The following is a 25,301-nucleotide window of genomic DNA, read 5'->3' as shown; positions in this document are numbered from 1 at the left end:
TTCATAAGGGCGAGCAGCCGACCGCAGCCGGCCCGACAGCGCCGCTCGCGGCCGGTCTGGGCGGCCATGCTGACCGGCGTATGCGCGGTCGACGGCCACGGCGTCGCCGCTGGCGACGGATTCACGGCCTCAGTCATCGGCCGGTCCTCCCGGGTCGGCAGCGAGGTCCTCGGTCCGTTCGACCGGCTCATGGACAGCGGCCTCGGGGAGCCCCGTGTTCGTGAGCGCCGCGTCCCGGCCTACATCAGGATTGAGGTCGGGGAACCGCTCGCGAGCCCAGCGCGGTGTGGCCTCCCCGCAGCGGGCGAACGACTCCAGCGCATCGCGGTCGACCAGGAACCGGGCCAGGCTCTCCCGGAGGCCGTCCAGCACGTCGGCGCCGTACCGAGGGCCGAGTCCCTCGACGATCGCGTGAGGAAGGAGGCCGAGGTCGTGGTCCGCGCCGCCACGGTCCCGGACATTCAGCTGCTCAATCGGCTCGGTGAGGACTCGGTCGTCCAGCTCGCCGACCAGCCGCGACACCGAGGGCTGGACGATCTGGTACTCGGCCGGGTAGTCCTCCACCCCGATTACGAGACGGGCGGAGTTCTCAGGCACTGATAGATTCCGGATGCACTGCTGCATACACAGCGCACGTTACGCGAGATGAATAACTGAAACCATCTTGCATAAACTGAAGATCCACTTGTAGGACTGATAACCTCCTCCAGTACTGGGCCGATGTCGTATTGGTGTCCGGCGGCAGTGACGATTCCACATCCGTCATGGGTAAGCCCGTCAATGCGTTCAGTGGCCTTCATCAGGAAGCGACAGTCCGCTCTGTTGCGAACTTGTTCACGTTTCCGCCAACTGCCCCAGGTCAGCGACCCCAAGCCGGTCACAGATTGCTTCCCGCTCCTCGGGTGTCGTTCGGTTCCGCACCTCCTCAAGAACGGCTTCAAGATTTATATTACCGAAATGGGGCCGTGTATCAACGATTTCGATGAATCTGTGGAGGTCAGCAGGTGACTGAATCCGGTTCTGGTATGCCGGCTTAGTGAGCTGCTTGGCCACGCTATTGACTGCTGCGGCACTGTCTCGCGAAATCGGCTGTTCCTGCATCAGGTAGTTCAGGATGTCAACCCTGGTCTCAAACCCGACCAGTGACTTAAGCTCTTCAGCGAAGCGTTCAACGGCTCTGTGTCCGTCCCCGTCGTAGTAATCGTGGAGTTCGTTGAGCGCCTGATTAGTTCGCTTCCCGCCGCCCAGTTTGTGAGTGAGGCGCACCGTTTCAGCCGGCGGAATCGAGAGATGGTGCTTGGTCACCTCAGGGTCTTCTTTAGAGTCGATGTCTGCATCGGAATCGTAATCTGCGGTAGCCATACTGATGAACTTCGCCCCGCGCCCCTGTCCAGGCCCGACCTTGATATGGAGTGGCTGTGGGTAGTCGTCCGCTCCCTGGACGCTGATGCTATCGACGGTGCTAGTGACGTAGTCAGCATTACCACGCACCGGCTCGTCTTCAAGTCGTAATTCAACGGGATAGTTGGGTTCGCCGTGAATCGTCACAAAAACCGTCCCTTCGACAGGCTTGTCAAGCGGTGCTGTCGCGTCGATGTTCTCAAACACGAGTCGGTACTCCCACGGATACGGGTCTTCTGGCCGATTGAATCGTCGCTCCGTTCGCATACCTCTCACTCCGTCCAGCCTCAGAAAAAACTCCGGTGCCCTACGGCCTAATGAGGGCTCCACCGAGGAGCCGTGTTGACAGCCTCCCCCCTGCCGTGGAGAGGGGGGCCGGCCTCGGTAAGACTGCTCAGAGAGGGTTCAAAGACGCACTACTCTATCAGTGAGTTGTAAAGTCTCCGGTGCTAAACCTACCCTCTTGTATCTCGCACGCCGATGCTGTCAGGTAACGAGATGATAAGGGAGAATCGCCCGTCTCTCCGGACGTGAGTGGTTCTACAACCGGATTACCGCCAATCCCGTTCGCCAGGCGGGCAATCGTCAGCGACCGCTGGGACCACACCGGAACCGACGTTGGGTTCCGCATCCGCATCAAGAACGCGGGCATCGCGGTCGGCGACGAACTCCTCGACGGCGTCGCCGGCGTTAATTGCCCCCGCGCCGTGCGACGATCTATCTGCTTTACATATGCTAACTGACTTTTGTCCTAATGGCCGTTTGTTTCATCCTGATATGCTTCAGGTGCTGGCGGACGCGAGTATTTAAAAATATGCAGGCTGAGGGGGAGCGTTAGTGCCGCTACCCTTCTGCAAACTACATAAAACATATATATCCCCTCCTCATAGAAAAGATTGAATTTCACCTACCAGGGTAGGGCTATACCCGCTCGGTTGAGGAGGGACCCTCGAAATCCATTCCCTAAACGGGAGTGAACTTATTCCTCCGAGGTCGAGCCCGGTGATACCGGTACCCTGAAATTCACTCCTTCTTAATAGCGTCAGCAATCTGATTCAGCTCCACGAAGCGGTCAGCCTGGCTTTTCATTTTTGGCGACGTACTGTCGTCCCATCCGGCGACAATGACACGTTTGCCTCGGTCTTGCACCTGCTCAACAACCCTTTGATAATCAGAATCTCCCGAGACTAACACCGCTGTATCGTAACTGTCCTGAAATGCATGGGCAAGCATCTCTGTTGCCAACGTGATATCAACCCCTTTCTCAATATACGTATTCCCTCGTTCAACCCGTGGGGAATCAACTACCCTGTAACCCTCCCTATCTAACGCCGTGTAGAAATTGTTCGGTCGTCCGTACTCGGGGTGCCATGAAGCAAACCAGTATGATCTCACAGTATAGAGGCCCTCCATGAGTTCCCCCCGGAGATTAACGAAATCGTATTCATAATCAGAGTTATAATTATTAGCCCCGTTGCGGAGGTTCTCTTGATCGACGAATAGCATCCCATCGCGCTTCGGCATGATGTTCTCCATTTTGCGGCCACTTTATCAAAAACGGGGTTACAGTCGCCGATGTCCACGGCACCGGGGATTGAGCCGCTCCCAGATAAGAAAGGGCTGAGCAAAGTACCGGCAGAGGGGGTGGCTACTCGGAGTCAGTCGCCGGTTCGGCGAAGCCGTCCCGGTAGCAGGGCCAACAGGGGAGCGGCCCGTCGGCGTTCCAGTCGCCGCAGTCGCAGTCACCGGGCCGGCCGTCATCGCTGGCGGGCTCGTCGTTGAGAACCTCCCCGTTGTCGCCGTCGTCAACGACCCAGAAGGGTCGGAAAGTACTTCAACCCCTCAAAGGTGCATCTGGGACACGTATCTGTAACTGTTCATGCTGATACCTGGGCCAGCTTCAACCCCTCAAAGGTGCATCTGGAACACAGTCAATCACGGCCGCGACCGCCGTGTCCGACCGCTTCAACCCCTCAAAGGTGCATCTGGAACGGTTGCGGAGAAATCGAAGCCGACGACTGAGGGCCGCTTCAACCCCTCAAAGGTGCATCTGGAACACGTCCAGCCATTCCTCGACATACTCGCGCGCCGTGCTTCAACCCCTCAAAGGTGCATCTGGAACCTCGATTCCCAGTCGACGGCGTTGCGAGCGACTCGTGCTTCAACCCCTCAAAGGTGCATCTGGAACACCTCCGAGGCGGTAGTCGTCGGCGTCGGGTTCGCCGCTTCAACCCCTCAAAGGTGCATCTGGAACGTGTAGCACGTCGGACACGCCGTCCGGGTCGTCGTGGCTTCAACCCCTCAAAGGTGCATCTGGAACTGATGCCCGTCAGCCAGTGCGCGCCGCCCGCCCGCGCTTCAACCCCTCAAAGGTGCATCTGGAACTCCGGGTGGCTCTCCGGTAGCAGGTCGTTGTCCTGCGCTTCAACCCCTCAAAGGTGCATCTGGAACGCGAGCAGTCGCGTCGTCAGCGTCGGCAACGTCGAGCTTCAACCCCTCAAAGGTGCATCTGGAACTCATCGCTAATGCGACCCGTTTCCACGTTCCACTCGCTTCAACCCCTCAAAGGTGCATCTGGAACCCCCTCCGGTTCGCAGCTCCGTCGGGTCGATAAAGCTTCAACCCCTCAAAGGTGCATCTGGAACCATCATACCGGTCCGACAGCGTCGAGACGACCCGCCGGCTTCAACCCCTCAAAGGTGCATCTGGAACCGCCGGCCAAGGGCACCGTCACCGTTCCGTTGACGGCTTCAACCCCTCAAAGGTGCATCTGGAACCGGCGTACACGGGCTGCCCGCGTAGTTCGGACAATTGCTTCAACCCCTCAAAGGTGCATCTGGAACCATGCCTGAACTGCGGGGCATAGGCCTCTATACTGGTATTCTCATATCAAGATTTCCATCGACCCTCAATTCCCGGCTCCCCCCGGGGGTCGATGGACTCCGACCTATGTGAATCGGCTTCCTGGACTCTCGGCGCTACCGAACACGGTGTAGTCCACGTAATCCTCCGTCTCGGCTTCGAACACCATCACCGAGTCCTCGGGTACGAGTTGATCCTCAATCTGGTTTTTGAGCTTCGTCAGTTGGCCTTCGGTCAGGTTGCCGTAGAACACTGAGTGCTGGATGTGCTCCAGTTTTTGCCGGAGCAATTTCCTGTAAATCCGTGTCCGCTGCGCAGGAACGTCGTAAACGACGATAACGAGCACTTACCACCACCTCTCAGTAGCGCGATACGGCTCATCCGCGATGAGATGCTTCTTTAGACTGTACACGTCCGTGCGGACGAGTGTCTTGTAACTGACCTTCCGATTCAGTCGGGGATGTTCGATCGTCTCGTCTAACATCTTCTCGAACTCCTCGAGCACTGATAGACGGCCGTCCTCGGAGAGCAGGCACCCATCTAACTCGGACTCGAAGTCATCGATACTGATGTGCTGTCGATTCACGACCCGGAATGCGACGCGATCGGCGAGAATGGGTTTGAATATGTCTGCGATATCAAGTGAGAGAGTGAATCGTCTCTCCCCGGGTTCGTGAAGAAATCCGACCGTCGGATCCAAGGCGGTCTGCCGGATGGCAGAGACACAGGATGTGTAGACCATCCCGTTGAGGAATGAAATCAGCGCGTTCGCCTCACTGGTTGGTGGATTGTACTCGCGCCGCGTCAGTTCGAATGGATCTCGAAGAATCGTATCAAAACAACGGTAGTAGGCTTTTCGCGCCGTTGCCTCAATCCCTCGTAGTTCGTCGACAGAGTTCCTACTGTCCTCACGGACTCGATCCTTGAGCTGTTCAAGCCGATCAAGCGCCCCGGTAAAGTCGCCTCGCTTGTCATTATAATAGCGTACGTTCGCCCGCATATTGTGAATACTCGCTGCTACGATGTCCTCAGCGATGCTCAGCTGTCGTGTTGAGTCGTCGTACGCCCGGATCTGTTCTACAACCGTATCTCCCGAAATGTGGTCTCGTTTCGGGAGGTATGAGCCTCGGTAGTGATCCTTCCAGCCAAATACGTGGACGGGGATGCCGTGCTCGTTCAGGAGGCCTAATGCTCTTGTATTAAACGTAATCTGTCCATGCAAGTATAGGGTGTCGACGCTTTCGACTGGGAGGTATTCTGTCTCTCCATCCAGAGTGTCGATTCGAAGCGTGCCCTCATTCCGCTTGAGATCGCCGTCGGCGAAGATGTGATGATTCGGCTTCGTCATTCTCACACCCAGCAGATGTCCTGATACAGACAACTGTCACAGTACGGTTTCTTTTCGAGTTCGGGCGGCTCGTCCCGTTCCACTGTCTGAATCACCCCGCGAATCGATTCATCGACCCACTCCCGTGACTCCGCATCGAGTTCCACCGACTCGCGCTTCCGCTCTGCAGGATAGGCGAGGACCCCGTCGCGCTCGACATCTAGAATCTCGTCCAGATACCAGAGATAATAGAGGAGCTGGAGCTTCGCCGGAGCCTCCAGCGCCGAGGAGGCTTTCACCTCCATCACCTCCCCAGAATCGAGCATGTCGATTACGATGCGGCCATTAATACTGAATGACCGTCGACGGCCCTCGTAACTCGTCTCGTCGATATGTGTGCCTCGCTGTATGTTCGAGGTCTCCCTGTCGATATCGATTCCTCGCGAAAAGAACCACAGCTCCCGTGGGCACACCTCGTGATACTGCATCATCAACCCAGTAACACGGACCCGAGGTTCACGATGTGCAGCCCGTTCTCGCTTGATGTATCGCTGGACGATACCACCATCTTCCCGCCCCACAGACCCCATACTGACACAGACAAGATTCTGGACTGATAATCTTGTTGCTAGTTACCACTCATTATCCCTTCTACGGCTAGAATTAACATCCCAGCGATGAAATTCCTATCTGCACTGTATGATTGGATTGGTACATCACGGGGGGGGCTGTAATCAGTGCGTCTCCTAATACGACTTCGGGCGACGGCAGACGCCCGATATAATAACGCGGCACATCACAAACTACGAGGACGACTCTGGAAAGGGCTCGACCGCTCTGAGTTCGACAAGCTCCACGATGGCGGGCACCCCCCCGGGCTCTGCAATTCGCAGATTTTCCCGTGGGGAGAAATCGAGACAGGGGACCAACGACACGTCCTCGTTGCGGCGGCAAATCGTGACATCCTCGGAGCCGTCGCTGACGGACTCGTCGCTGACCGGGAATTCAATGTCGGTGAGATGCAGTTCCGCATCGAAGAGGTCGTTCCCCTGTCGCCCGACGTTGGGGAGCCAGGATCGACAGGAACGATCGAGACGGGGACAGGTGTCCTCGTTCGAATCCCACCCTGGCGCCAGGAGGAGTACGGCATCGCCGACGAGAGTGACGGGGAGTCACTCTTCTGGCGCCCGGAGTACTCGACTGAACCGTTCCAGACGCAGCTAATGAACAACCTCGACCGGAAGCACAATCGCTTCCAGCCCGACTATCTCCCGGGGCCGTCCGACACCGACGGTGAGCTATTCGAAGAGTACAAACTGCTGAAGACGTATGCGCTTCCGCTGACCGTCTCCGAGGGAGAGCAGCGCGAGGTCGTGTTGAGCAAGTGGCGGTTCGGATACCACGTCCGCGACGACGACCACCGGCGACATCTGAATCTCGCACTCGACACAGGAATCGGTGAGCGAAACGCCCTCGGCCTGGGTTTCCTCAACATCGAAGACAAGACCCTACCGACGGGGGAGACAGCGTGACCGATATCGACTTGGAGGCCTTCGAACAGGCCATCGAGGAGTTCTGGGCTCACGGTCGAGCGCCTGTCGAACTGCCCGACATCATGGCGATGTACGGCGTCCTCGCGGTCGGCGCCAGTGATGATGGACTGTTCCGAACGGGTTCGACACTGGACGACTACCTTGGCGGCGAGTATGTTACGGTGAAAATCGATCTTACCAACGACGACCCGCTATTGTCGTGGGACGTGACAGTCGACACACTGACCAAAGATGTCGTCGAATCACTCGCCGTCTCGAAGAATCCGGCCGGACGTGGGACCGACTACAGCATCACGCAGGTCGGGTCGAAGACCGGCAATTCGCCTGACTCGTTTGCAGGCACGTACGTGAGTCGGCTCGGGAACTGGAGCAGCTACGAATCCGTCCGCAGTGTCTTCGAGAGCGAGGACGACGAACACCCCGACGGCTGGGTGGTCGAGGCCGTCACGGAGGTGCTCGGGACTGAAGAGACACTCGATGAGATCGCGGAGGTGACGGAGGAACTACTCTCGGGCACGACAGAGCGAGTGGTGACCGTCGCTGTGCGACTCGATACGGATGACCTCGAGGACTACGAGGGTCCAGAAGGCGTGCAGTGGTTGTACCCGGACGACATGCCGGTGATGAGCGAGGCCATGCGCCGCTACGCTGGGGAGAACATGGCCGATAAGAACCTCGGCGGGTCGAGAGTGTCCCGCGGGGCTGGTGTCGACGCCGTGAACGGGACCGAGGCGACCCTAGTCGGGACACCACAGAGTCCATTCGGACTGTTCTCGGTAAAGCACCCGGACAACCAGCCCTCACTCGACCGGACGCAGTCGTGGCGGAACTACCCGGTCTCGGCTGAGACGGCGATGCTGTTCAAGAAGGCCGAAGAACTGCTCGAGAAGACGGTCATGAGACGCGGCGGGATGGAAGTGTACGCCCTCCCGTACTTTACCGGCCCGCTCACCCCGAAGAAGGCGAGCGTTCTGTATCGCGCCATCGAGTCACTCGACGTTGAGCAGAACAAGACGGAGCCGCCGATGGGCGCCGTCACGTACGATCTCGAGGACGCGGCTCCGGAACTGGCCGAGCAGGAACTCCGGTATTACCTGCTGACGATGCCGATCGGGGATGACAAGCATGTCGTCGCTGAGTCGAACGCGGTCACGATGTATCACGCTCGCCAGCTCGCCGACGCGTTGTTGGCGACGCTTGAGGGTCCATCGTTTCAGCCCGGTCGAGGCAACTTCGGCGCCCCAACCAACTGGCCGCTGCTGAGCATCGATACTGAGGGTCCGGGTAAGACCGCACGACGACGCCAGGCAACGAACGATGTGCTGTTAGGCAGTTTCATCGATGCAGGTTTCCAACGGCGCGATGCCGACACGGTCGGGGACGATTTCCGTCGTGTGGCCGACCATCGCCTCCTCGCGGGGGAACAGTTGCGTGCGGAGACGCTCTTCGAGGAGTACATGCAGCGGTTCAGCGACGAGTTCGAAGGGACAGACCCGGTGCCCCCACAGTTGATCGGGATGCAACTCGCACAGTTAGAGAGCCTTTCGCGGGCGGGTCTCGTCAACGGTATCCCACCAGTCGAGCCCGCAGCCACGACCGAGTGGACGACCATGACCGAGCAATCAGATCCTACAGACATCGAGACGATTCGCGAACACCGACTGGAAGCGTTTCTCAATCGCCCACTGCTGACCGACGATCTCGAGCGGCGAGCCGCGTTCCTGGCTGGCGTCCTCGTCGGCCAGGTCAGCTGGTACCAGGAGAACGAGCGAGGCGTTGGGCGACCACTCGACATACGGACGCCGGCCGACGATATCACCGTCCGCGGATTATCGCAGGCGGTCCAGGCGGGCCTGGAAAAGGCCAAGATATACGCCGCTGAGGACGACTACGCGTCAGATGTCCTCTATCCGGAGGTCGTGGATCGACTCCTTGACGCGCTGGAGACCGACCCAGAGGACTGGAGCCTCTCGAAGCGCGACCTGCAGTTCGCCTATTCACTCGGCCAGGCTTTCGGCCGCCGGGCGATGCCCGTCGCCTTCGAAGTCCGAGACGAGAATATGAGTACAGAAAGCGAAGCGACCGCTGATGCAGCTGACTGACACACATGAGCCAGACCAACGAGATTCCACGCTCCGAGATTCTGTTCCTGACCGACGCGCAGGACTGCAACCCGAATGGCAATCCGATGAACGACGACCGGCCTCGTCGCGACCCCGAAACCGGGCAGGCCATCATCACCGATGTCCGGCTCAAGCGATACCTTCGCGATCAACTTGCCGACGACGGCTACGACATCTACGTCAAAAAGATGGGTGGGCGGTCCTATGGGCGGACGACGCTCGCCACGGACGTACTCGGTGACATCTCTGATGCTGACGATCTCGACGATATCGAGGACGTTGGTGCAGCGTTCCTCGATGCGGCCACCGACGTCCGCTACTTCGGGGCGACGCTCTCGTTCAATTCGAGCGACGACGAAGAGGAGGAGGAACTCCGGACTGCGCTCGCGGGGGCCTTCCCGAACAATTATCAGGGGCCTGTCCAGTTCCTGCCGGCACGGTCGCTGAACGCAGTCGAGGAGAACGAGGAGTACGACTCGCTCACGAGCGTGATCTCGACAGGAGACGACAACCGTCAAGGTGGCTTCGGGCTCGATGACAAGCGCATCGTCTACGGCATCTTCCCCTTCTACGGCCTCGTCGACGGCGAGTCGGCCAAAGACACCCATCTCTCCCCCCGCGACGTTGAGCGACTGGACACGCTGTGCTGGCGGTCGATCAAGAACCAGACCACCTCCCGAAGCAAGGTCGGACAGGCGCCGCGGCTATACCTTCGGGTGGAGTATGAGGATGAGCACTATCATATGGGTGACCTCCAGAATCTCGTCACTCTGGACGAGGAGCGGTCGGCAGATGCCCCCCGATCCGTCGTGAATGTGACTGTCGATTTGACGGCGCTCGTCGAGGCGCTTCACGACGAGAGCGACCGCATCGACACGGTACACGCCATCGGGAATCGTAACCTGTCGGTCGTCTGTGATGGCACCGAGCACAGCGCTGATGCCATCGAGTCGGTGATTCAGCACGACGACTACGCGGTCCACGCCATCGACCCGTACGAGGAACGCGATTTAGCCGAATGACCTGGGTCCACGCCGATCTTGAGAGCCACTCATGATGCCGACAGTCGATGACGACGGCGTTCCGGACAGCTGTCTTTCACTCGAGATTCGCGCCGACTGGGGGCATTTCAAGAAGTATGGCCGGACCGCAACGAAGCAGACGTTCGACATCATTCCCCGGACGACAGTTGCGGGGTTGCTCGCAGCCATCGTCGGGGCACCGCGAGACAGTTACTACGAGACGTTCGCTGAAGGACAGAGTGCCGTCGCGATTACTTCGCTGAACGACCTGCGAAGTATCAATATCCCCACAACGGGGGTCGGAACGGACCCGGACGCCGCCGCCTCACAACGCGCTGGCAGCCGTCGGTCCCGGTCTATTATGTACCAGGACACGACACAGCATCGACAAATCCACAATTACGAGGTTCTGGTTGACCCTGCCTATCGAATCGATGTAGCCGTCGAAGACGAGGCCTTCTACACCGAACTCCGAGAGCATCTCGAGGCGGGGACGAGTACCTATCCGCCGAGCATGGGATTGTCGGAGTATCTGGCCGCTGTCGAGTATCTCGGCGAGCACCAGGTCGAACGGCTACCAGACGCTACGGCAGTCGATTCAATCGTCCCAATTCCGTTGGCCGAGACGATTCCACAACCGGAGGTCGCGTATCGAATTGAACGGTCTCCCGCGGTGATGGAGCAGCACGGCGGCGGTCGCCGGACGACGCGCCTGGACGATCTCGTTTACACTCCGCACGAAGGCGAGGCAGTTCAGTTCGCTGCCGACGATATCCATGCTGCCTCCGTGGGGGATGCGACGGTCGTGTTCCGCTAGTCGAGTTACCATTATGTCCGTTATCTCACATCCAACGAATCCGTTCGGTGACGACCCACTACTCCTGCGGGAACATCTCGAAGAGGTGGCGAACCGGGCTGTTGCGCTCGGCCACGAGCGGGCGGTGACATCGCTTCGGGGAATGGGACTGTTACACGACTTCGGCAAACTGACTCCGCAGTTCCAGGCCTACATCCGCGACGAGTACGACGGCCCGGACAACGAGCGGTATCATGCTCGCATCGGAGCCTACGTCACCTTCTACGCGCTGCGACAGCAAGGGGTAGAGTCGCTGGACCAACTCGCTGGCGCACTCGCAGTGGCCCGGCACCACGGGACGATTCCCGATGCTGCTCCTTACGTCGGGACACGCCTTGCTGAGGCGTACGAGCACGATGCGCTGCACAAGCAGGTTGAGCGAGTTGCTGCCGAGAACGCCGCGCTTGCCGACGAGCTAATTGGCCGGGCAACGGATGAACAGGGCTCGTGGGGCGAGTTCGTCACACAGTTTGAGGACGGCACCCTCATCGATGGGCTGGAATCACTCAGTACGACGGCGCCACCGCTCTCTCCCCCAAAGCCTGATTCGGAGGCACTCCCGGTCCGGTTGTACGACCGGGTTCTCCGGTATTGGGGGACGCTCACGCTTGCCGACAAGTCACACGCGAGCGGGCTGACCACCGACGCACTGCTGAGCTATGAGTCACTTACGCGCAGCCCGCTCGACAATTATATCGAGACGCTGCAGGGGACGGCCGAGTCAGAACTCGAAGCGACACTAAACACACTCCGCGAGGATGCTCGCCAGCAAGTTGTTGAGGGGGTTCGGAGGTGGATTGAGGACACAACCGCGTCTCCGGTCGCGACTCTCCGGCTCCCGACAGGCCTTGGAAAGACGTTTACCGGCATCAGTGGCGCCCTCACCGCCAAAGCAGCCCTCCCAGAGACGACGCCAGGCCGGAGCATCATTTACGCACTCCCGTTCACCAGCATCATCGAGCAGACGCGGGCCCAGTTCGAGGACGACGCAATCTGGGGCGCTGACCCCACCGGGACTGCGTTCACCGTTCACCACCACCTCTCCGAGACGGTGACCTACGGCGATCGTGCCGAGAAACGTGATGAGATAGAATTCCTCGGGGAGAGCTGGCGTTCGGGGGTCGTTCTGACCACGTTCGTGCAACTGTTCGAGAGCCTCGTGGGACCCACATCAAATCAGGGGACGAAGCTTCCGGCGCTGGAGGGGTCGGTCATCATCCTCGACGAACCGCAAGCCCTCCCGAAGGATTGGTGGGCCTCGATGCCCCGGATCCTCAATATATTGACCGAAGAGTACGATGCGAGTGTTGTCTCGATGACGGCGACCCAGCCACCACTCTTTCGAGAGTTCGAAACTGCCGATCTTCTTGAGCGGGGGCGACCGAATTCAGATTGTGATACCGAGTCAAACCGGGAGACACACACGACGCAATCATACTTCGAGTCGGCCGAGCGAGTAACCTACTGCTGTGACGAATCAGCCTATGCACACGATCCGGACTACCCGAGGCAGTTCGTCAGCCATGCGGATGCCGCGGGTCGGATACTCGAGCGCGCTCGCGACGAGACGACCTCAGTTCTCTCGGTGTGCAACACGATTGAGAGTTCACGCGTCCTGACCGAGGAACTGAAACAACGGTCATCAACCACGCACCTCGGACAGACTCTCGCGGATGTTCTTGAGGAGCGTGCTTCGCCGGCCACTGAACTCGATCCAGAGGCGATTGCCCGGTCGGTACGTGCGCATGCTGGATTAGGGGCAGAAACGGATTCGAATCATGAAGTAGACGAGACGTTTCTGCTCACATTCAATTCGCGGTTCCGTCCGTTTGACCGGCGGGTTCTAATTCACCTCGCTGACCACCTCTCGACAGCGGGCCTCCCGTTCGTCTTCGTCGCCACACAAGCCGTCGAAGCAGGTGTTGATCTCAGTTTCAATATCGTGTATCGCGATATTGCGCCGTTGGATAGTATCGTGCAAGCAGCCGGCCGGTGCAACCGGTCGTTTGAATGGGGTGAACGTGGTGGGGAAGTAATCATCTGGACGCTCGCTGGAACATCCGAGGAGACGCCGGCGAATCCAGCGGACCCGCCGCCCGCCGAGTACGTCTACGACCAGTCGGTCCCCGGGCATCTCCGGCTCATCTCAGCGACACTGTCGGAACTGGATTCCAGCTCAGGAATCCCGGACAGCAAAGTATCGGACCACGCTGTCCGGCGATATTTCGCCCGATTGGCTGAAGAGAACCAGATCGGCGACCGAGGCATCACCGAGGAGATCGAGGCCTGTGAAGGGGAACAGTTGCTTGGACGCTCACTCATCGGTGACTACGAGACGGTGGACGCGGTCGTCGGCGTATCTCCGGGCGATGAAACTGCGCTCTCCGAGACGGCCGCAAAGTTCCAACCGGTCCCAACGGGAGCGGCCTACGAGGCTGTAAAGGGACTGTCGAGTCTGCGGGTATCGGTCCCCAAGACGGTCATGGAATCTGCAGGCAAAATCCCACGTCTTGATCGGCGCTCACGCGGTGACACAGAGGGCGTACAGTTATTCGAGTACACCAACCAGCCGGGGCTCGCGTACAATTTGTCCGGAGCAGGGCTCGTTGAGGATGAGGAAGGAATCGGAAGTCGATTCACGATTCTGTAACATCCGACTATCCATCGACCCCCCAGGGGGACACAGGGAATTGAGGGTCGATGGAAAATCTCATTGCTAATCCGCCTCACTAACCCTATATGTCCGTTGAATCGGGCATGGTTCCAGATGCACCTTTGAGGGGTTGAAGCCGGCGCGAGCTGACGACCGACGGTGAATGGCTCGTGTTCCAGATGCACCTTTGAGGGGTTGAAGCGGGCTAACTGTCCGGTTCAACAGTATGCGTCTCGTTCCAGATGCACCTTTGAGGGGTTGAAGCGGCCGACCAGCGTAGACCGTGGCCCGAACTGTCAGTTCCAGATGCACCTTTGAGGGGTTGAAGCAGATACTCAAGTTGGCACACTTTCGGATGGGGAGTTGTTCCAGATGCACCTTTGAGGGGTTGAAGCCCGACACCCGCGACGACCTCCGGGCGGCGAAAGTCGTTCCAGATGCACCTTTGAGGGGTTGAAGCCCCCTTGCGGGCGCGGCCCGTAATTCGGCGTGTCCCGTTCCAGATGCACCTTTGAGGGGTTGAAGCTTCTCGTCGTATTCAATAGTCCACGACAGCTGAGTTCCAGATGCACCTTTGAGGGGTTGAAGCGAGTGGAACGTGGAAACGGGTCGCATTAGCGATGAGTTCCAGATGCACCTTTGAGGGGTTGAAGCAGTTGGTCACTGCGGAACTTCGGCAGTGCAGGGATGGTTCCAGATGCACCTTTGAGGGGTTGAAGCGGAGGACTTCGGGTTCGTGCCGAACTCGGTCTGGGTGTTCCAGATGCACCTTTGAGGGGTTGAAGCGGGAAATTGGCGTCATCCAGCCGCCGCTCGTGCGGTTCCAGATGCACCTTTGAGGGGTTGAAGCTCTGCGAGTGACGACGGCACGGTGAAGGCCGTCGAGTTCCAGATGCACCTTTGAGGGGTTGAAGCGGCGAACACAACGGCGAGAAACAGCTTCGCGTGAAGTTCCAGATGCACCTTTGAGGGGTTGAAGCCACCGACGCGGGCGCTAAGGCATGATTTCTGCGCTGTTCCAGATGCACCTTTGAGGGGTTGAAGCCGCGTGGAGAACGGCGGGGCCGAGTCCAAACCCGCGTTCCAGATGCACCTTTGAGGGGTTGAAGCGAGCGGTTCGCGGGCGAGGGCGCCGACCCGGTGCTCGTTCCAGATGCACCTTTGAGGGGTTGAAGCGAGCGTCCGTATCCCAACTGCCTCGTTCACGAACCGGTTCCAGATGCACCTTTGAGGGGTTGAAGCATCCCACGGATAGGGTATCATGGATAACAGCATAGTGTTCCAGATGCACCTTTGAGGGGTTGAAGCAGTGGCACATAGGTTAGTGACTTGACACGTGGTAGTTCCAGATGCACCTTTGAGGGGTTGAAGCCCGCCTGTGATGGCTTTCTGCCCGTGTGCGCCGTGTTCCAGATGCACCTTTGAGGGGTTGAAGCACGGATACCGAGGTTATGCCCCTCATGTACGACGAGTTCCAGATGCACCTTTGAGGGGTTGAAGCTCGCGGTCAGCGCGCTGCTGTGGGGCTTGCTCGACGCGTTCCAGATGCACCTTTGAGGGGTTGAAGCTCGCGGTCGTTCTGGATGGCCGCGACGGCGGTGGTGGTTCCAGATGCACCTTTGAGGGGTTGAAGCCAGAGACGATGTCTGGCTGGTCTGGGTCTTGTGATTGTTCCAGATGCACCTTTGAGGGGTTGAAGCGTGATGATGTCCGGCTCCCAGTACCGAGAGACGAGTTCCAGATGCACCTTTGAGGGGTTGAAGCAAGCCAGCGGGTTACAGTATGTAGTGACATGACGCGTTCCAGATGCACCTTTGAGGGGTTGAAGCGGCCGTTTATCAAACCCGAACGGTGGCAACCCGAACGTTCCAGATGCACCTTTGAGGGGTTGAAGCTGCTGAAGATCGGAGCTAAGGCTCATAGTTGTGATAGTTCCAGATGCACCTTTGAGGGGTTGAAGCGGATGGTTCACGATGCGGGAAGTGGCGATCCCGAATGTTCTAGATGCACCTTTGAGGGCTTGAAGCCTTTCATCCCGATTGCCGTCCCACCACCACTCGACTGTTCCAGATGCACCTTTGAGGGGTTGAAGCGACGGCGTCTGCCGGCCGGATTGGTGCCCGGAGATAGTTCCAGATGCACCTTTGAGGGGTTGAAGCTTGACGCCCGTGACGACGAACTCGCCGTCTTCCTTGTTCCAGATGCACCTTTGAGGGGTTGAAGCGCGTTTTGAACGCCGCCCCAGCAAGCGGTCAGGTCGGTTCCAGATGCACCTTTGAGGGCTTGAAGCTTGTTGTCATCCGGAACTTCCCCGGGTTGCGTGTCACCCGAGGAACCCTGTAACAACGCGTCCTCCAGCGATGACGTTCTCCCGGCCAGACTCTCGTACACGTCTTCGGTGGGGTGGTACGCGGTGTATGCGCTGTAGCCAGCAAGGCCGCGCCTCCCGGTCGCGACGAATAGCGACGGGACATCCTCGGACGGGGTCTTCCTCGCAGTACAGGTCGGCGATGGCGAACGGGCGGAACATGGATATCGATCAGCAGACCGCCACCTCACGGCGGCCTTGATTCCCTTCCGCAGGCAAGCGGCTGGCTGCTCACCGCCCGCAAGGAGCTGCTGCCCTCGCGAAGGCTATCCCCGAGATCGGCGACGACCACGGCCATGTCGCCGCCACGTCTTCGGCTGAGGCCCGCCGCGATGCTCCGCGCGTCCGTATAGATGTATGAGGACTGAACTAAACAGCCCGGCGCTCTCGACCTCGACCGCGGTCGCTGTTACAGGCCACGCGCGCGCTTACGCGACCCCACCGCCGGTTTGTAGCGCGTAGCGCGCGTCCGCTCAGACAGCATGGGTGGGAAGTAGAGAGTCTGTATGTCTAAATTACACCGCTAAGGAGAGGTAAGAGGCGAAACAGGCCGCTCAGTGGGGTCTACCCCGCTGTTACACTTGTTACACTTCGGCCGGAACCGCTCTACCCCTTCAGAACCGGCGGTAGCGGCCCTCGTTACACTTGTTACACTTTCTGAGCGGATTTACGCGGTTGGGGTCGCGTAAGCGCGCGCGTGGCCTGTAACAGCGACGGGAGAGAAAGGGGGGGCGCGGTCAGTCGTCGAGCAGGTCCTCGACGGAGAACTCGATAGCAGCGGTTCCCTCAACCGGCGCACACGGCCGGGGGTCGGGGTCATCGAGTTCTCCCGCACCGACGCCGGCCGCTCGCAGCGCGTAAGCCGCGGCAATCTTGCGTCCGTTGCCAGTGTCCTGCGCCGCATAGGTCTGCCCTCTTTCCGGCGGCCGTCCAGCAACGATCCGCACGCGGCCGGGCACCGTGCGGTAGTATATCTCGGTAATCTCCTCGTCGGGAAGGAATCGCGTCCGCGCTTGTTGACAGACATCATCTCCTGGTAGTTGGAGGAATTGATCTCGACGAGCGGGGGCGTCTCCGTCTCGCTTCCATGTCGGATTATCCTCATCAAGTTGTCCTCCGACACGATTACAAGACACACGAGGGGGTCATAGAAGTCTTCTCACACATGCACAGGAATCGCTCAGTACAGAGCATGCACGTGTGGTTCTACATGAAACAGAGCATTAGGTTATTTATCACCCACTCTCGTCGTCGAGTATATGGAAAAGGTGAGACTCAGAGCGATACTCACGCCGCTCGGACTGTTCGTTCTCTCAGCCGGAGCGTACTGGGCAGTTCTAATGGGTGTCGTCCCGCTCGGTCTTGACGCGCCACTCATCTTCGCGGGGATTGCGGGAGTGACTGCTCTCGGGGCTGTGAAGATTGGAGCATGGGCACCAGCCCTCACTGCGGGGAGTGGAGCTCTCGGATTTGCCCTGGCTGGCCTAACTGTGGGTGGAATTCTCAGCTTGGGGGCTCAGCGGTCTTCATCGGAGCAGTACTCGCAACGCTCGGTGTATTGGGCTATACAGTCAGTATGTTCTATTATATTGGGACGCGAGTCTACAGCGTTACCCCGGCTTAGTCCACGGACTCGAATACGACCAACCTAAAAAAACACGCAGGGATATTCTATCGGCTGATTTGGCTGTAAAATCACGAGATAAACATCATGGCAGCTCTTCTATGACACCATAGTTACAACGGCAAGTGCTGAATACATCGCGCGTGTCTTACGCGAGCCTTAGTGGATTGGTTCTACATCGATGTGATTTTTGAGTTAGTGAGCTGGTCTCAATGGGGGAGTCCGACCACTCACTCTCGGAACCAACTCGGACAAATCCGGTTGGATTGAAATCCTCGTGGCTCCGGTAGTAGTGCGCCTTGATGTGCGACATATTGCATGTTTCTGCAACGCCCGAATGCTGGTAGATATCGCGGGCGTAGTCCCAGAGCTGCCCTCACTACAGAATCATCAGAGGCATCCACAACTGACTCAGGAAGTTCTGAACGACAAGGAGATTCACCGGGAACCGTAATCGAATCAGATAGCGATGAGACTGGGTATAGTGAGTCCGATTACTCGATCTGAACGACTCACAGTGTTAGATGAACGAGAGTAATCACTCACTACCGTTTCAACTTTTACTGACACGTTCGGTCGTTAGTATTCTCTGCTAACTGCTCAGCAAACAGGTTAGATGGCTCCGGACTACCGCATGAGGTCGCGTAGTAGTTTACGTCCACAAATTTTGGTCGCCGCTGCACCACCGGTTCATACTGCATTCAGGCAACCATTTATTCCAACTCAATGCCGTTGCCTGAGTCCTGATTCGGCAGTCGCGGAGCGATGACCTCCACCAGTGAGTCCATATCACGGGTCTGGTACCACGCTGTCCCAGGGCCAGTAAACTCGAAGACAAGCCCTTCACCGCTCAACAGCGTTGATTTTAGATCGCCAACCCGTCGAGTGGAGTACTCGATCGTGTCATCCCACGCGATAAGATGCTCGTTATCCAGAACGTACGATTCGCCTGCGGCCAACTCTAACTTCTCAAGGCCGCCGTAGGCGTCAATAAACACTGTGCCGCTGCCTTTCAGTGCGAGCGGCGTGATTCCAGCCCCGCTGAGCATCGATTTGAGGCCACCGACCTCCGAATCGATATCAATACCTTCTGTTCCGGCGACAAACGCCCCGTCAGTCGAATACAGTGTTTCATTCCTGAGTTCGTGGGCCATCATGTCTCCTGGTGTTGGCGGTGCCAGGGTAACCTGTCCTGACCCCTCTCTGGCAACGAACGTGTTGGTAAACATCGATTCGCCGCCCAGCATCGATTTGGCTGAACTGAGCAACCCATCGCGGCTCGTTTCAGTCTCAACAGAAACACTCGTCGAGTGACCGACCATCGCACCGGGTTCAGCGATGATTGATTCACCCTGTTGTAGTGAGACGGTCAAGTGCGTGTACGACGGTCGGTGTGAGAATTCGTAGTCCATTGGTGGTATTTCGATCGGTTATCAGTCCGCAATTGGAGCTGTCTGTTCAGGCTCGAACTCGGAGTCGTCTACAGTGGCGGAGTCATCACGCCAGCGGCGAAGGCTATACACTACAGTGAGTGCCACAGCGGTTATGCCAGCTATCTGCTTCCTATTGAATCTCATCTGTAGGTAGTCGATTGGAGTGTAGGGGTATATACTGTGTACCACTGTTTCAGCCCCAGCAACAGCGAACAGACAGCGAGCCAATTGCGTGGTTGCACTGCGTACAACCCGATTACGAGACGAGGGAGTTCTCAAGCAATGAGAGGTTCCGGATCCACTGCTGCATACAGGGCGCGAGTACGCCACAGGGTTCGCGTGCTATCTGCAGTCGAAGCCATGCCGTTTCCTGTTTTGATGAATACGTTTGTCACAGCCACTTGCTGACTACATCCTCTGTATGCAGCACGCGAAATCTGGCAGATTGGTGACCATTGGATACGCCACCCGAGACGCCGCTCAGCTTCCCGGTTCGATGCGGTCGATGAGTCCATCGAAATCCGTGTCGAAACTCAACACCGCGTCGATGCCACGTGACTCACACAGCGCGACGATCGACGCGTCGGTGAAACTGATGTCGTGGTCGTCGTATCGACGAAACGCTTCCAGGGACGCCTGAACATCGTCCGGGTGGACGTGGAGAAGCTCGAAGACGCGTGGAAATGGCTCTTCACCGAGGATGCGACTGGCGACGGTGTTTGCGGCCTCGAACGACCCCGTCCGAGTACGCGTAAGCGTCACCGTTTCGTCGAAGACGTAGTCGTTCGTGTACGGCTGTCCGTACTCACCATCGAGCACCGCATCGAACGCATCGACGGCGTGGTCATGCCGAGCCGCGTCCGTATCGTGGTGCGCGAAGAACACGCCGGTATCGACGAAGACACTCATCCGTACAGCACGTCGTCGATATCGTCTTCGGTCGTGGTGACGCCTGATGAGACCATCCCATCGTGAAATCTCTCACGGTCGGCGTCAGCAAGCGGCACCCGGTCCTCGCGGAACGAGTCGATGAGGTCGGCCTTCGACTCGATGGCACGCTCAACGAGCCGGGCGAGGATCTCCTGTTGGGTCACTCGCCGCCCCGTCTCCAGTCGAATCTCGGCCTGTAACCGTTCGAGACGGGACTTCGTGTCGTCGTCCATCTTCACCGAGGTCGCCATACTGACTAGTAGAATCTACTACCCGGTAAACCTTTCCACCACCCCGCCGATACGGCCACCTTCTGCTGTACCCATCCTCTATATTCAGCAGACAGTTTTTTACAACAGTTCGATAACTGTTCAGACGCTACTGCATACAGGGGGTGTACATCGCACGATTGCCGGGTGATTACCGAGCGTGGGTTTCGACGAACCCAGTCGGGCAGCATCTCGAGCATCGGCGTGCGCGCCTGCAGAACGATCGAAACAGTGCCAATTGGATACGACCCGTGTCTCCTCGGTCAGGTCGACTCCTCACGGGACTTGAATTCGCTATCAGCCGTGGTCCTTGGAGAGTGCGGTTCGTCCTCCCACACCGGTGAGATACCACCTAATCAGGCGTGCCTGTGCACGACGGATAACGCCGCTTGCAGTCGATTTATCGATATTCATCATATCAGCGAGGTCAGCCAGCGTACACCCACGCGGTACCTCAAAGTAGCCCTCTCTGAGACCAGCGGCAAGCAGTTCCTCCTGCCGACGTGTCAGCAGGCGATCTGAGCGCTCCTCGCCCACCTCCGACAGGAGCTCATAGGGGATACCGATGTCCTCGAGTGCCTCCCGGAACTGGTCGAACTCCGCACGAGTGCCAGTGAGGTCGAACTCATAGTGACCGCTCCGGACTTCGATCGGGAACTCGGGTGGGAATTCCACGTCCTCGACGAATGCGTACAGATCGATGTCGGTCGTCTCGTATGTCGTGAGCAGCCGGTCGTCTGTCTGATTCAACACCTCGAACCTAGAGATTGCGTCGTGTGCTCGGAACGCCGACGCGGCCGCGCCGGGGTCAGCAGTGATGGCCTCACCGATTTCGCTCGCAGTGTCACCGGTTCGGACACCTGACAGGAGTCGGAAGGTCGCGTCAGGAAACGATTGGGATAAATCATTGATGTACAGGTTCGGCGGGAGACGGATACGGAATCGCGCACCAATCACCGGCACCGCCCTCCGTGACCGGATAATCCCAACATGTTGGGCTAATCGATACTTCGGTTGCCGACCGACATCAAATTATGGGACCAGACGTCTCAACACCGCAGAGGGCGCGACAGACGGCGGCTTGGGATCCACGCACACTCGCCAAGGAACTCTGGAATCGTAATCCAATTTTATCCGGTGTAGCAGCGGTCAACGCAGTGTTGTTCGTGGCGTTTAGCGCTGGAATTGTCCTTGACCCGGCGACAATAAATGGCGAACCCGCCTGGCTCAAGCCCGCGAAGTTCGCCGGCTCAATCGCGCTCGTCAGCGCAACCCTCAGCTGGCTGGGCATGCATCTTCCAGTCCAGCCTCGATTCCGTCGGCGTGTGTCACTAATCGTCGGGGGCGGCTTCTTGATGGAGATTGCGCTCATCGGGGGCCAGGCCGCCCGCGGCGTCGGCTCTCATTTCAATCGTGCGACGCCCCTTGATGCGGCGATTGGCGCCGTGATGGGTGTGACCATCGTCATCGTGACCGGCAGTATCTTACTCCTCGCCATCCGGGCGCGTCGCGGTGAGTTTGCCGTTCATCCGGCGTTTGCTACTGGAATCCTGTTGGGAATTGGCGTGTTCGTCGTCGGCGCAGTCGAGGGAGGTATCATGATTGCCATCCAGTCCCGGACCCTTGCTACCACCGGACTGACGGTTCCGGGTGTCGGCTGGCGGGTCATCGGTGGCTTCCGCTTCACCCACTTCGTCGGTCTGCACGCACTGCAGGTGCTGCCGCTGGCTGGCTACCTCGCTGCTGGTGGCCGCGACGGCGAGGCGGTCGCTCAGGCACGCCGGATTGTACTTGCAGTTGCCAGTGGATACGTACTGATACTTGCAGCGACTCTCGCACTGGGGGTCATGCCGCTGTTCACCTGACTCCTCGGAGTCGGAATTATCGTTCCGCCTCTGCTCAATGGACTTCGAGGATAGCCACGCATCAAGAGATGCCCATTGAGCACGCATATTCCGCCTCAGCACCCCCTGGAAATAATTTTAGCTAGATACAATGATTCAATGATGGCAGAATTTAGTTTATTAGATACCGTCTCAAAACCGACAAAAGGAAGCGGTATACGGGTGGACAGAAACTGTTCAGTCCCGTCGTAACGAAGCAATACAAACACTTCAGGATGAAGCAGCATATTCGGAAGCAGCATTCCTGGAATCGCGTCAGCACGGTGATTATATTTGCTTCTTTATGAAAGCAGACGATCTTGAAGCAGCGCATGAAACTGCTAAGCAGTCCTCACACGACATCGATCGGGAATTCCAACAGTTTCTCTCCGAAATAGTGGACAAGGACCAACCGAAAAAAAGATCGACCCTCTCTACCTTATTCAAAATCCAAATCGCCCGTAGTTCTCCACAGTGAGCTCATTCTCTGTATTGACCGACTTGTCCTGTACTAATCGGACAGGACACGGGATAGACTCTCTCTCGCAGCCGGCCGACTCACAACCGGTCGTGGTACTTCAGGTAGCCGTCGGTAACGAGGCTGGTGTAGAATTCAGCGACAGCGGGGTCGTAGGGTGGGGAAATGTCCATCAGGTCAGCACGGACGCGGGCTTTCGTCTCCTCGGCTGCCCCCGTCTCGTCGTGGAGTGCGAGGATGCGTTCGTCGTAGCGGTGGAGTTCGCGTTCGGCGTGCTCGAAGACCGCGGCGGAGTCGCCAGGCCAGGCCCCGAAGTGCGGGAACAGGACGTGTTCGGGGTCGAGTTCCTGCAGGTGAGCGATGGCCTCCTCGATGAGCGCCACGTCGAAGTTCGGGAGCGTCGAGGGCGGGAAGAAATTGGTGGCGCGTTCGAGGTAGCCGCCGAGACACTCCGCGGCGAACAGGAGGTCCCGCTCCGCGTTCCAGATTGCGAAGTGGTCTGGTGAGTGCCCGGGGAGGTGGCGCAGTTCGAGCGTATTCGCACCGATGTCAAGCGTCGTCCCGTCGCTCGATACCATCTCGATGCGGTCCTCGGGAACCGGGCCTTGTTCGCCCATGTGGTCGAAGTACTCACCCATGGCCTCGCGGCTGCTGGCGATCAGCTCACTGGGGTCCGCGAGGTGAGGGGCGGTCATCTCGTGAATGTACACGTCGGCCTCGGGCGCGGCATCGAGGATAGTACTCGCCGCGCCGGCGTGGTCGACGTGGACGTGCGAGCAGACGACGTGCTTGATGTCAGCGGGGTCAACACCACAGTCGCGGACGCCGTCGAGGACTGTCTCGGCGCCAGCGGCGTGGCCAGGGTCGACCAGCGTCGGTTCCGCGTCGTTGAATAGGTAGGCTGAGAGGAACCCCAAATCGAATAGCTCGGCGTCGATACCGTGGACGCCGTCGGCGACCTGAAAAGTAGTCATGGGCGGCCCTTCAGCCGCGGCCGGCAAATCCGTTCGGGTAGGCCCCTTGGTCAGGGCGAGATGGAGGTTCCGATGGTGTATGCATCCTCTGTATTCAGTAGCTGCCTTTGGAATCATTCATTTTTGAGAGTTCGTTAAGACTCCCAATCTAATGATAGAAACTGGTTCTCAGCAAGATGCCTCAGCAACACAGTCGCTGATGTGGCCACCTGCGGAGAAAAAAGTAGCTAAACATGTCCCGTCTGTACCACGAATTGAGCCCCAGTGGCGCCTGATTTTCAGCAACCCACCGCCGAAGGGGTGGCTTGTCGGTAGACCGCCGCACTTCCCACTCCCACAGGAAAGCCTCACGCCCCTCCCTTTCTGACGAGGGGCTTTCTCAGGTGGCTCCCAAACGGGAGTCGGAGTGGTGCATTCCACGCCCCTGACTTCGGGGCAGGCTGGCAGACTGCTCGTCCCACCGAACACTTCTGGGTCTGCGGGGCGTATTCACTGCTATAATTCAAATCGATGGCCTTGTTGAAACCCTTGCTGGCAAACATGATGGACGAGTAGTCTGAGACAGGATGGATTCCCTGCCGAAGTCACGTCTTCTCCGTTTCGTTGAACGGGCTATGGTGGTGGCTCGCCGTGCTGTTGCACGGTTTTCGACTCGATATTCACGGAAGCGGTTTACGCTCCGCCAGCACGTCGTTCTGCTCTGTCTCAAGGTGAAGAAGACAACCACGTACCGCGACCTCGTTGACGAACTCATCGAGATGCCTCGCATTCGTGACGCCCTCGATCTCGATTCGATCCCCGCACCCTCGACACTCTGCAAGGCTTTTGACCGCTTGGAGATGGCCGTCTGGCGGGTTCTGCTGAACGTCTCACTTTCGAACTTGCCGCTGAACGGTGTCACCGGCATCGATGCGTCCGGATTCGAACGGGCCCATGCCTCATCTCACTACACGAAGCGAACGAACCTCACTATCCAGCAGTTGAAGACGACGTTGTTGGTCGATACGGCAACCAACGCGGTGCTCGATATTCACGTGACGACAACGCGGAAGCACGATACGCAGATCGCGCCACAGGTAGTGAAGCGGAACGCACAGTCCATCTCGATCTTGACCGGTGACAAGGGCTACGACGATCAAAAACTCCGGCGACTCGCCCGTGATCACAATATTCGACCACTCATCAAGCATCGTGAGTTCACCACACTCCACAAAGCGTGGAATGCACGGCTGGATAGCGACCTCTACCATCGTAGAAACATGAACGAGACAGTCAATGCGGTAATCAAACAGAAATTCGGTGCCTTCGTGCGGTCACGCCGGTGGTGGAAGCAGTTCCGGGAACTCGTCATCAAGTGCGTCGTTTACAACTTAGAACGAAGCCTCGCTATTTCGGGTGAAGAGAGCGAATGTCCCTAATGCTGAGAGGAATGGACTGCTGAATATAGAGGGTACATTTAGCACAGGTGGTTTTTGTGAATTCTACTTTGGACAATCATTCAACCTAACAGACATCATAACTACGAAGACGTGTTGGGCGCACCGG

General features: G+C 58.2%; 20 protein-coding genes and 2 CRISPR repeat arrays. Of the genes, 8 read left to right on the top strand and 12 right to left on the bottom strand.

Annotated features, from left to right (window positions below; all coding sequences use genetic code 11):
* Nucleotides 1-129 precede the first annotated feature (129 nt).
* From DP107_RS12360 to DP107_RS12335, 6 genes are all read right to left on the bottom strand, one after another.
* Nucleotides 130-624 (bottom strand): hypothetical protein, encoded by a 495-nt coding sequence (locus DP107_RS12360; protein WP_144262456.1) that lies wholly within the window; start codon nucleotides 622-624, stop codon nucleotides 130-132.
* A gap of 210 nt (nucleotides 625-834) precedes the next feature.
* Nucleotides 835-1,668: a hypothetical protein gene (locus tag DP107_RS12355; protein WP_144262455.1), complete on the bottom strand. Its 834-nt coding sequence runs from the start codon at nucleotides 1,666-1,668 to the stop codon at nucleotides 835-837.
* Nucleotides 1,669-2,424: 756 nt separating this feature from the next.
* Nucleotides 2,425-2,937 (bottom strand): NYN domain-containing protein, encoded by a 513-nt coding sequence (locus DP107_RS12350; RefSeq protein WP_144262454.1) that lies wholly within the window; start codon nucleotides 2,935-2,937, stop codon nucleotides 2,425-2,427.
* A 295-nt stretch (nucleotides 2,938-3,232) separates the two neighbouring features.
* Nucleotides 3,233-4,244: direct repeats of the CRISPR family, unit length 30 nt; unit sequence GCTTCAACCCCTCAAAGGTGCATCTGGAAC.
* Nucleotides 4,245-4,348: 104 nt separating this feature from the next.
* Complete coding sequence (gene cas2 / locus DP107_RS12345; RefSeq protein ID WP_144262453.1) at nucleotides 4,349-4,609, bottom strand: CRISPR-associated endonuclease Cas2; 261 nt, start codon at nucleotides 4,607-4,609, stop codon at nucleotides 4,349-4,351.
* Nucleotides 4,610-5,611 carry a type I-B CRISPR-associated endonuclease Cas1b gene (gene cas1b / locus DP107_RS12340; RefSeq protein WP_144262462.1) on the bottom strand — a complete coding sequence of 334 codons (1,002 nt, stop codon included), beginning with the start codon at nucleotides 5,609-5,611 and terminating at the stop codon, nucleotides 4,610-4,612.
* 2 nt (nucleotides 5,612-5,613) lie between these two features.
* Nucleotides 5,614-6,081 (bottom strand): CRISPR-associated protein Cas4, encoded by a 468-nt coding sequence (locus tag DP107_RS12335; RefSeq protein ID WP_238330876.1) that lies wholly within the window; start codon nucleotides 6,079-6,081, stop codon nucleotides 5,614-5,616.
* Nucleotides 6,082-6,327: 246 nt separating this feature from the next.
* Between DP107_RS12335 and cas6 the strand changes: the two genes are divergently transcribed.
* From cas6 to DP107_RS12310, 5 genes are read left to right on the top strand one after another with little or no spacing between them, the layout of a single operon-like run.
* Nucleotides 6,328-7,122, top strand: coding sequence for a CRISPR-associated endoribonuclease Cas6 (gene cas6 / locus DP107_RS12330; RefSeq protein WP_144262451.1), 795 nt, complete (start codon nucleotides 6,328-6,330; stop codon nucleotides 7,120-7,122).
* Nucleotides 7,119-9,245, top strand: coding sequence for a type I-B CRISPR-associated protein Cas8b/Csh1 (gene cas8b, locus DP107_RS12325; protein WP_144262450.1), 2,127 nt, complete (start codon nucleotides 7,119-7,121; stop codon nucleotides 9,243-9,245). The genes cas6 and cas8b overlap by 4 nt, the downstream gene beginning before the upstream one ends.
* 5 nt (nucleotides 9,246-9,250) lie before the next feature.
* Nucleotides 9,251-10,288, top strand: a complete 1,038-nt coding sequence (cas7b, locus tag DP107_RS12320) for a type I-B CRISPR-associated protein Cas7/Csh2 (RefSeq protein ID WP_144262449.1) — start codon at nucleotides 9,251-9,253, stop codon at nucleotides 10,286-10,288.
* Between the two features lie 31 nt (nucleotides 10,289-10,319).
* The gene (gene cas5b / locus DP107_RS12315; protein WP_144262448.1) at nucleotides 10,320-11,105 is read left to right on the top strand and encodes a type I-B CRISPR-associated protein Cas5b; all 786 of its coding nucleotides are present in this window, start codon (nucleotides 10,320-10,322) and stop codon (nucleotides 11,103-11,105) included.
* 13 nt (nucleotides 11,106-11,118) lie between these two features.
* A complete protein-coding gene (locus DP107_RS12310; RefSeq protein ID WP_185977300.1) occupies nucleotides 11,119-13,794 on the top strand; it encodes a CRISPR-associated endonuclease Cas3'' in 2,676 nt (891 codons plus the stop codon).
* 110 nt (nucleotides 13,795-13,904) lie between these two features.
* A CRISPR array of direct repeats spans nucleotides 13,905-16,087; the repeat unit is 30 nt; unit sequence GTTCCAGATGCACCTTTGAGGGGTTGAAGC.
* Nucleotides 16,088-16,902: 815 nt separating this feature from the next.
* Here the strand turns inward: DP107_RS12310 and DP107_RS12305 are convergent.
* From DP107_RS12305 to DP107_RS12280, 5 genes are all read right to left on the bottom strand, one after another.
* Nucleotides 16,903-17,301 (bottom strand): hypothetical protein, encoded by a 399-nt coding sequence (locus tag DP107_RS12305; RefSeq protein ID WP_144262446.1) that lies wholly within the window; start codon nucleotides 17,299-17,301, stop codon nucleotides 16,903-16,905.
* Nucleotides 17,302-18,502: 1,201 nt separating this feature from the next.
* Entirely contained in the window at nucleotides 18,503-19,201 is a 699-nt protein-coding gene (locus DP107_RS12295; RefSeq protein WP_144262445.1) for a TIGR00266 family protein, read from the bottom strand.
* 501 nt (nucleotides 19,202-19,702) lie between these two features.
* Nucleotides 19,703-20,131: a type II toxin-antitoxin system VapC family toxin gene (locus DP107_RS12290; RefSeq protein ID WP_144262444.1), complete on the bottom strand. Its 429-nt coding sequence runs from the start codon at nucleotides 20,129-20,131 to the stop codon at nucleotides 19,703-19,705.
* Nucleotides 20,128-20,403, bottom strand: coding sequence for a hypothetical protein (locus DP107_RS12285; RefSeq protein WP_185977299.1), 276 nt, complete (start codon nucleotides 20,401-20,403; stop codon nucleotides 20,128-20,130). The genes DP107_RS12290 and DP107_RS12285 overlap by 4 nt, the downstream gene beginning before the upstream one ends.
* A 315-nt stretch (nucleotides 20,404-20,718) precedes the next feature.
* On the bottom strand, nucleotides 20,719-21,378 hold the full coding sequence (locus DP107_RS12280; RefSeq protein WP_144262443.1) for a helix-turn-helix domain-containing protein: 660 nt from the start codon (nucleotides 21,376-21,378) through the stop codon (nucleotides 20,719-20,721).
* A 77-nt stretch (nucleotides 21,379-21,455) separates the two neighbouring features.
* Here DP107_RS12280 and DP107_RS12275 point away from each other — a divergent pair, with 77 nt between their 5' ends.
* Both DP107_RS12275 and DP107_RS21465 read left to right on the top strand, forming a co-directional pair.
* A complete protein-coding gene (locus tag DP107_RS12275) occupies nucleotides 21,456-22,286 on the top strand; it encodes a hypothetical protein (protein WP_202877400.1) in 831 nt (276 codons plus the stop codon).
* Nucleotides 22,287-22,449: 163 nt separating this feature from the next.
* A complete protein-coding gene (locus DP107_RS21465; RefSeq protein WP_394348545.1) occupies nucleotides 22,450-22,782 on the top strand; it encodes a DUF6176 family protein in 333 nt (110 codons plus the stop codon).
* Between the two features lie 80 nt (nucleotides 22,783-22,862).
* Here DP107_RS21465 and DP107_RS12265 read toward each other — a convergent pair whose 3' ends face one another.
* Entirely contained in the window at nucleotides 22,863-23,756 is an 894-nt protein-coding gene (locus DP107_RS12265; RefSeq protein WP_144262442.1) for an MBL fold metallo-hydrolase, read from the bottom strand.
* Nucleotides 23,757-24,322: 566 nt separating this feature from the next.
* Here DP107_RS12265 and DP107_RS12260 point away from each other — a divergent pair.
* Nucleotides 24,323-25,174, top strand: a complete 852-nt coding sequence (locus DP107_RS12260) for an IS5 family transposase (protein ID WP_144262441.1) — start codon at nucleotides 24,323-24,325, stop codon at nucleotides 25,172-25,174.
* The last annotated feature ends 127 nt before the right edge of the window (nucleotides 25,175-25,301 follow it).

Source organism: Haloglomus irregulare, assembly GCF_007421925.1.
In the GTDB taxonomy this organism is placed as follows: Archaea; Halobacteriota; Halobacteria; order Halobacteriales; family Haloarculaceae; genus Haloglomus; species Haloglomus irregulare.
The sequence above is the reverse complement of the archived record's forward strand: the minus strand, read 5'-3'. Positions and strand labels throughout refer to the sequence as shown.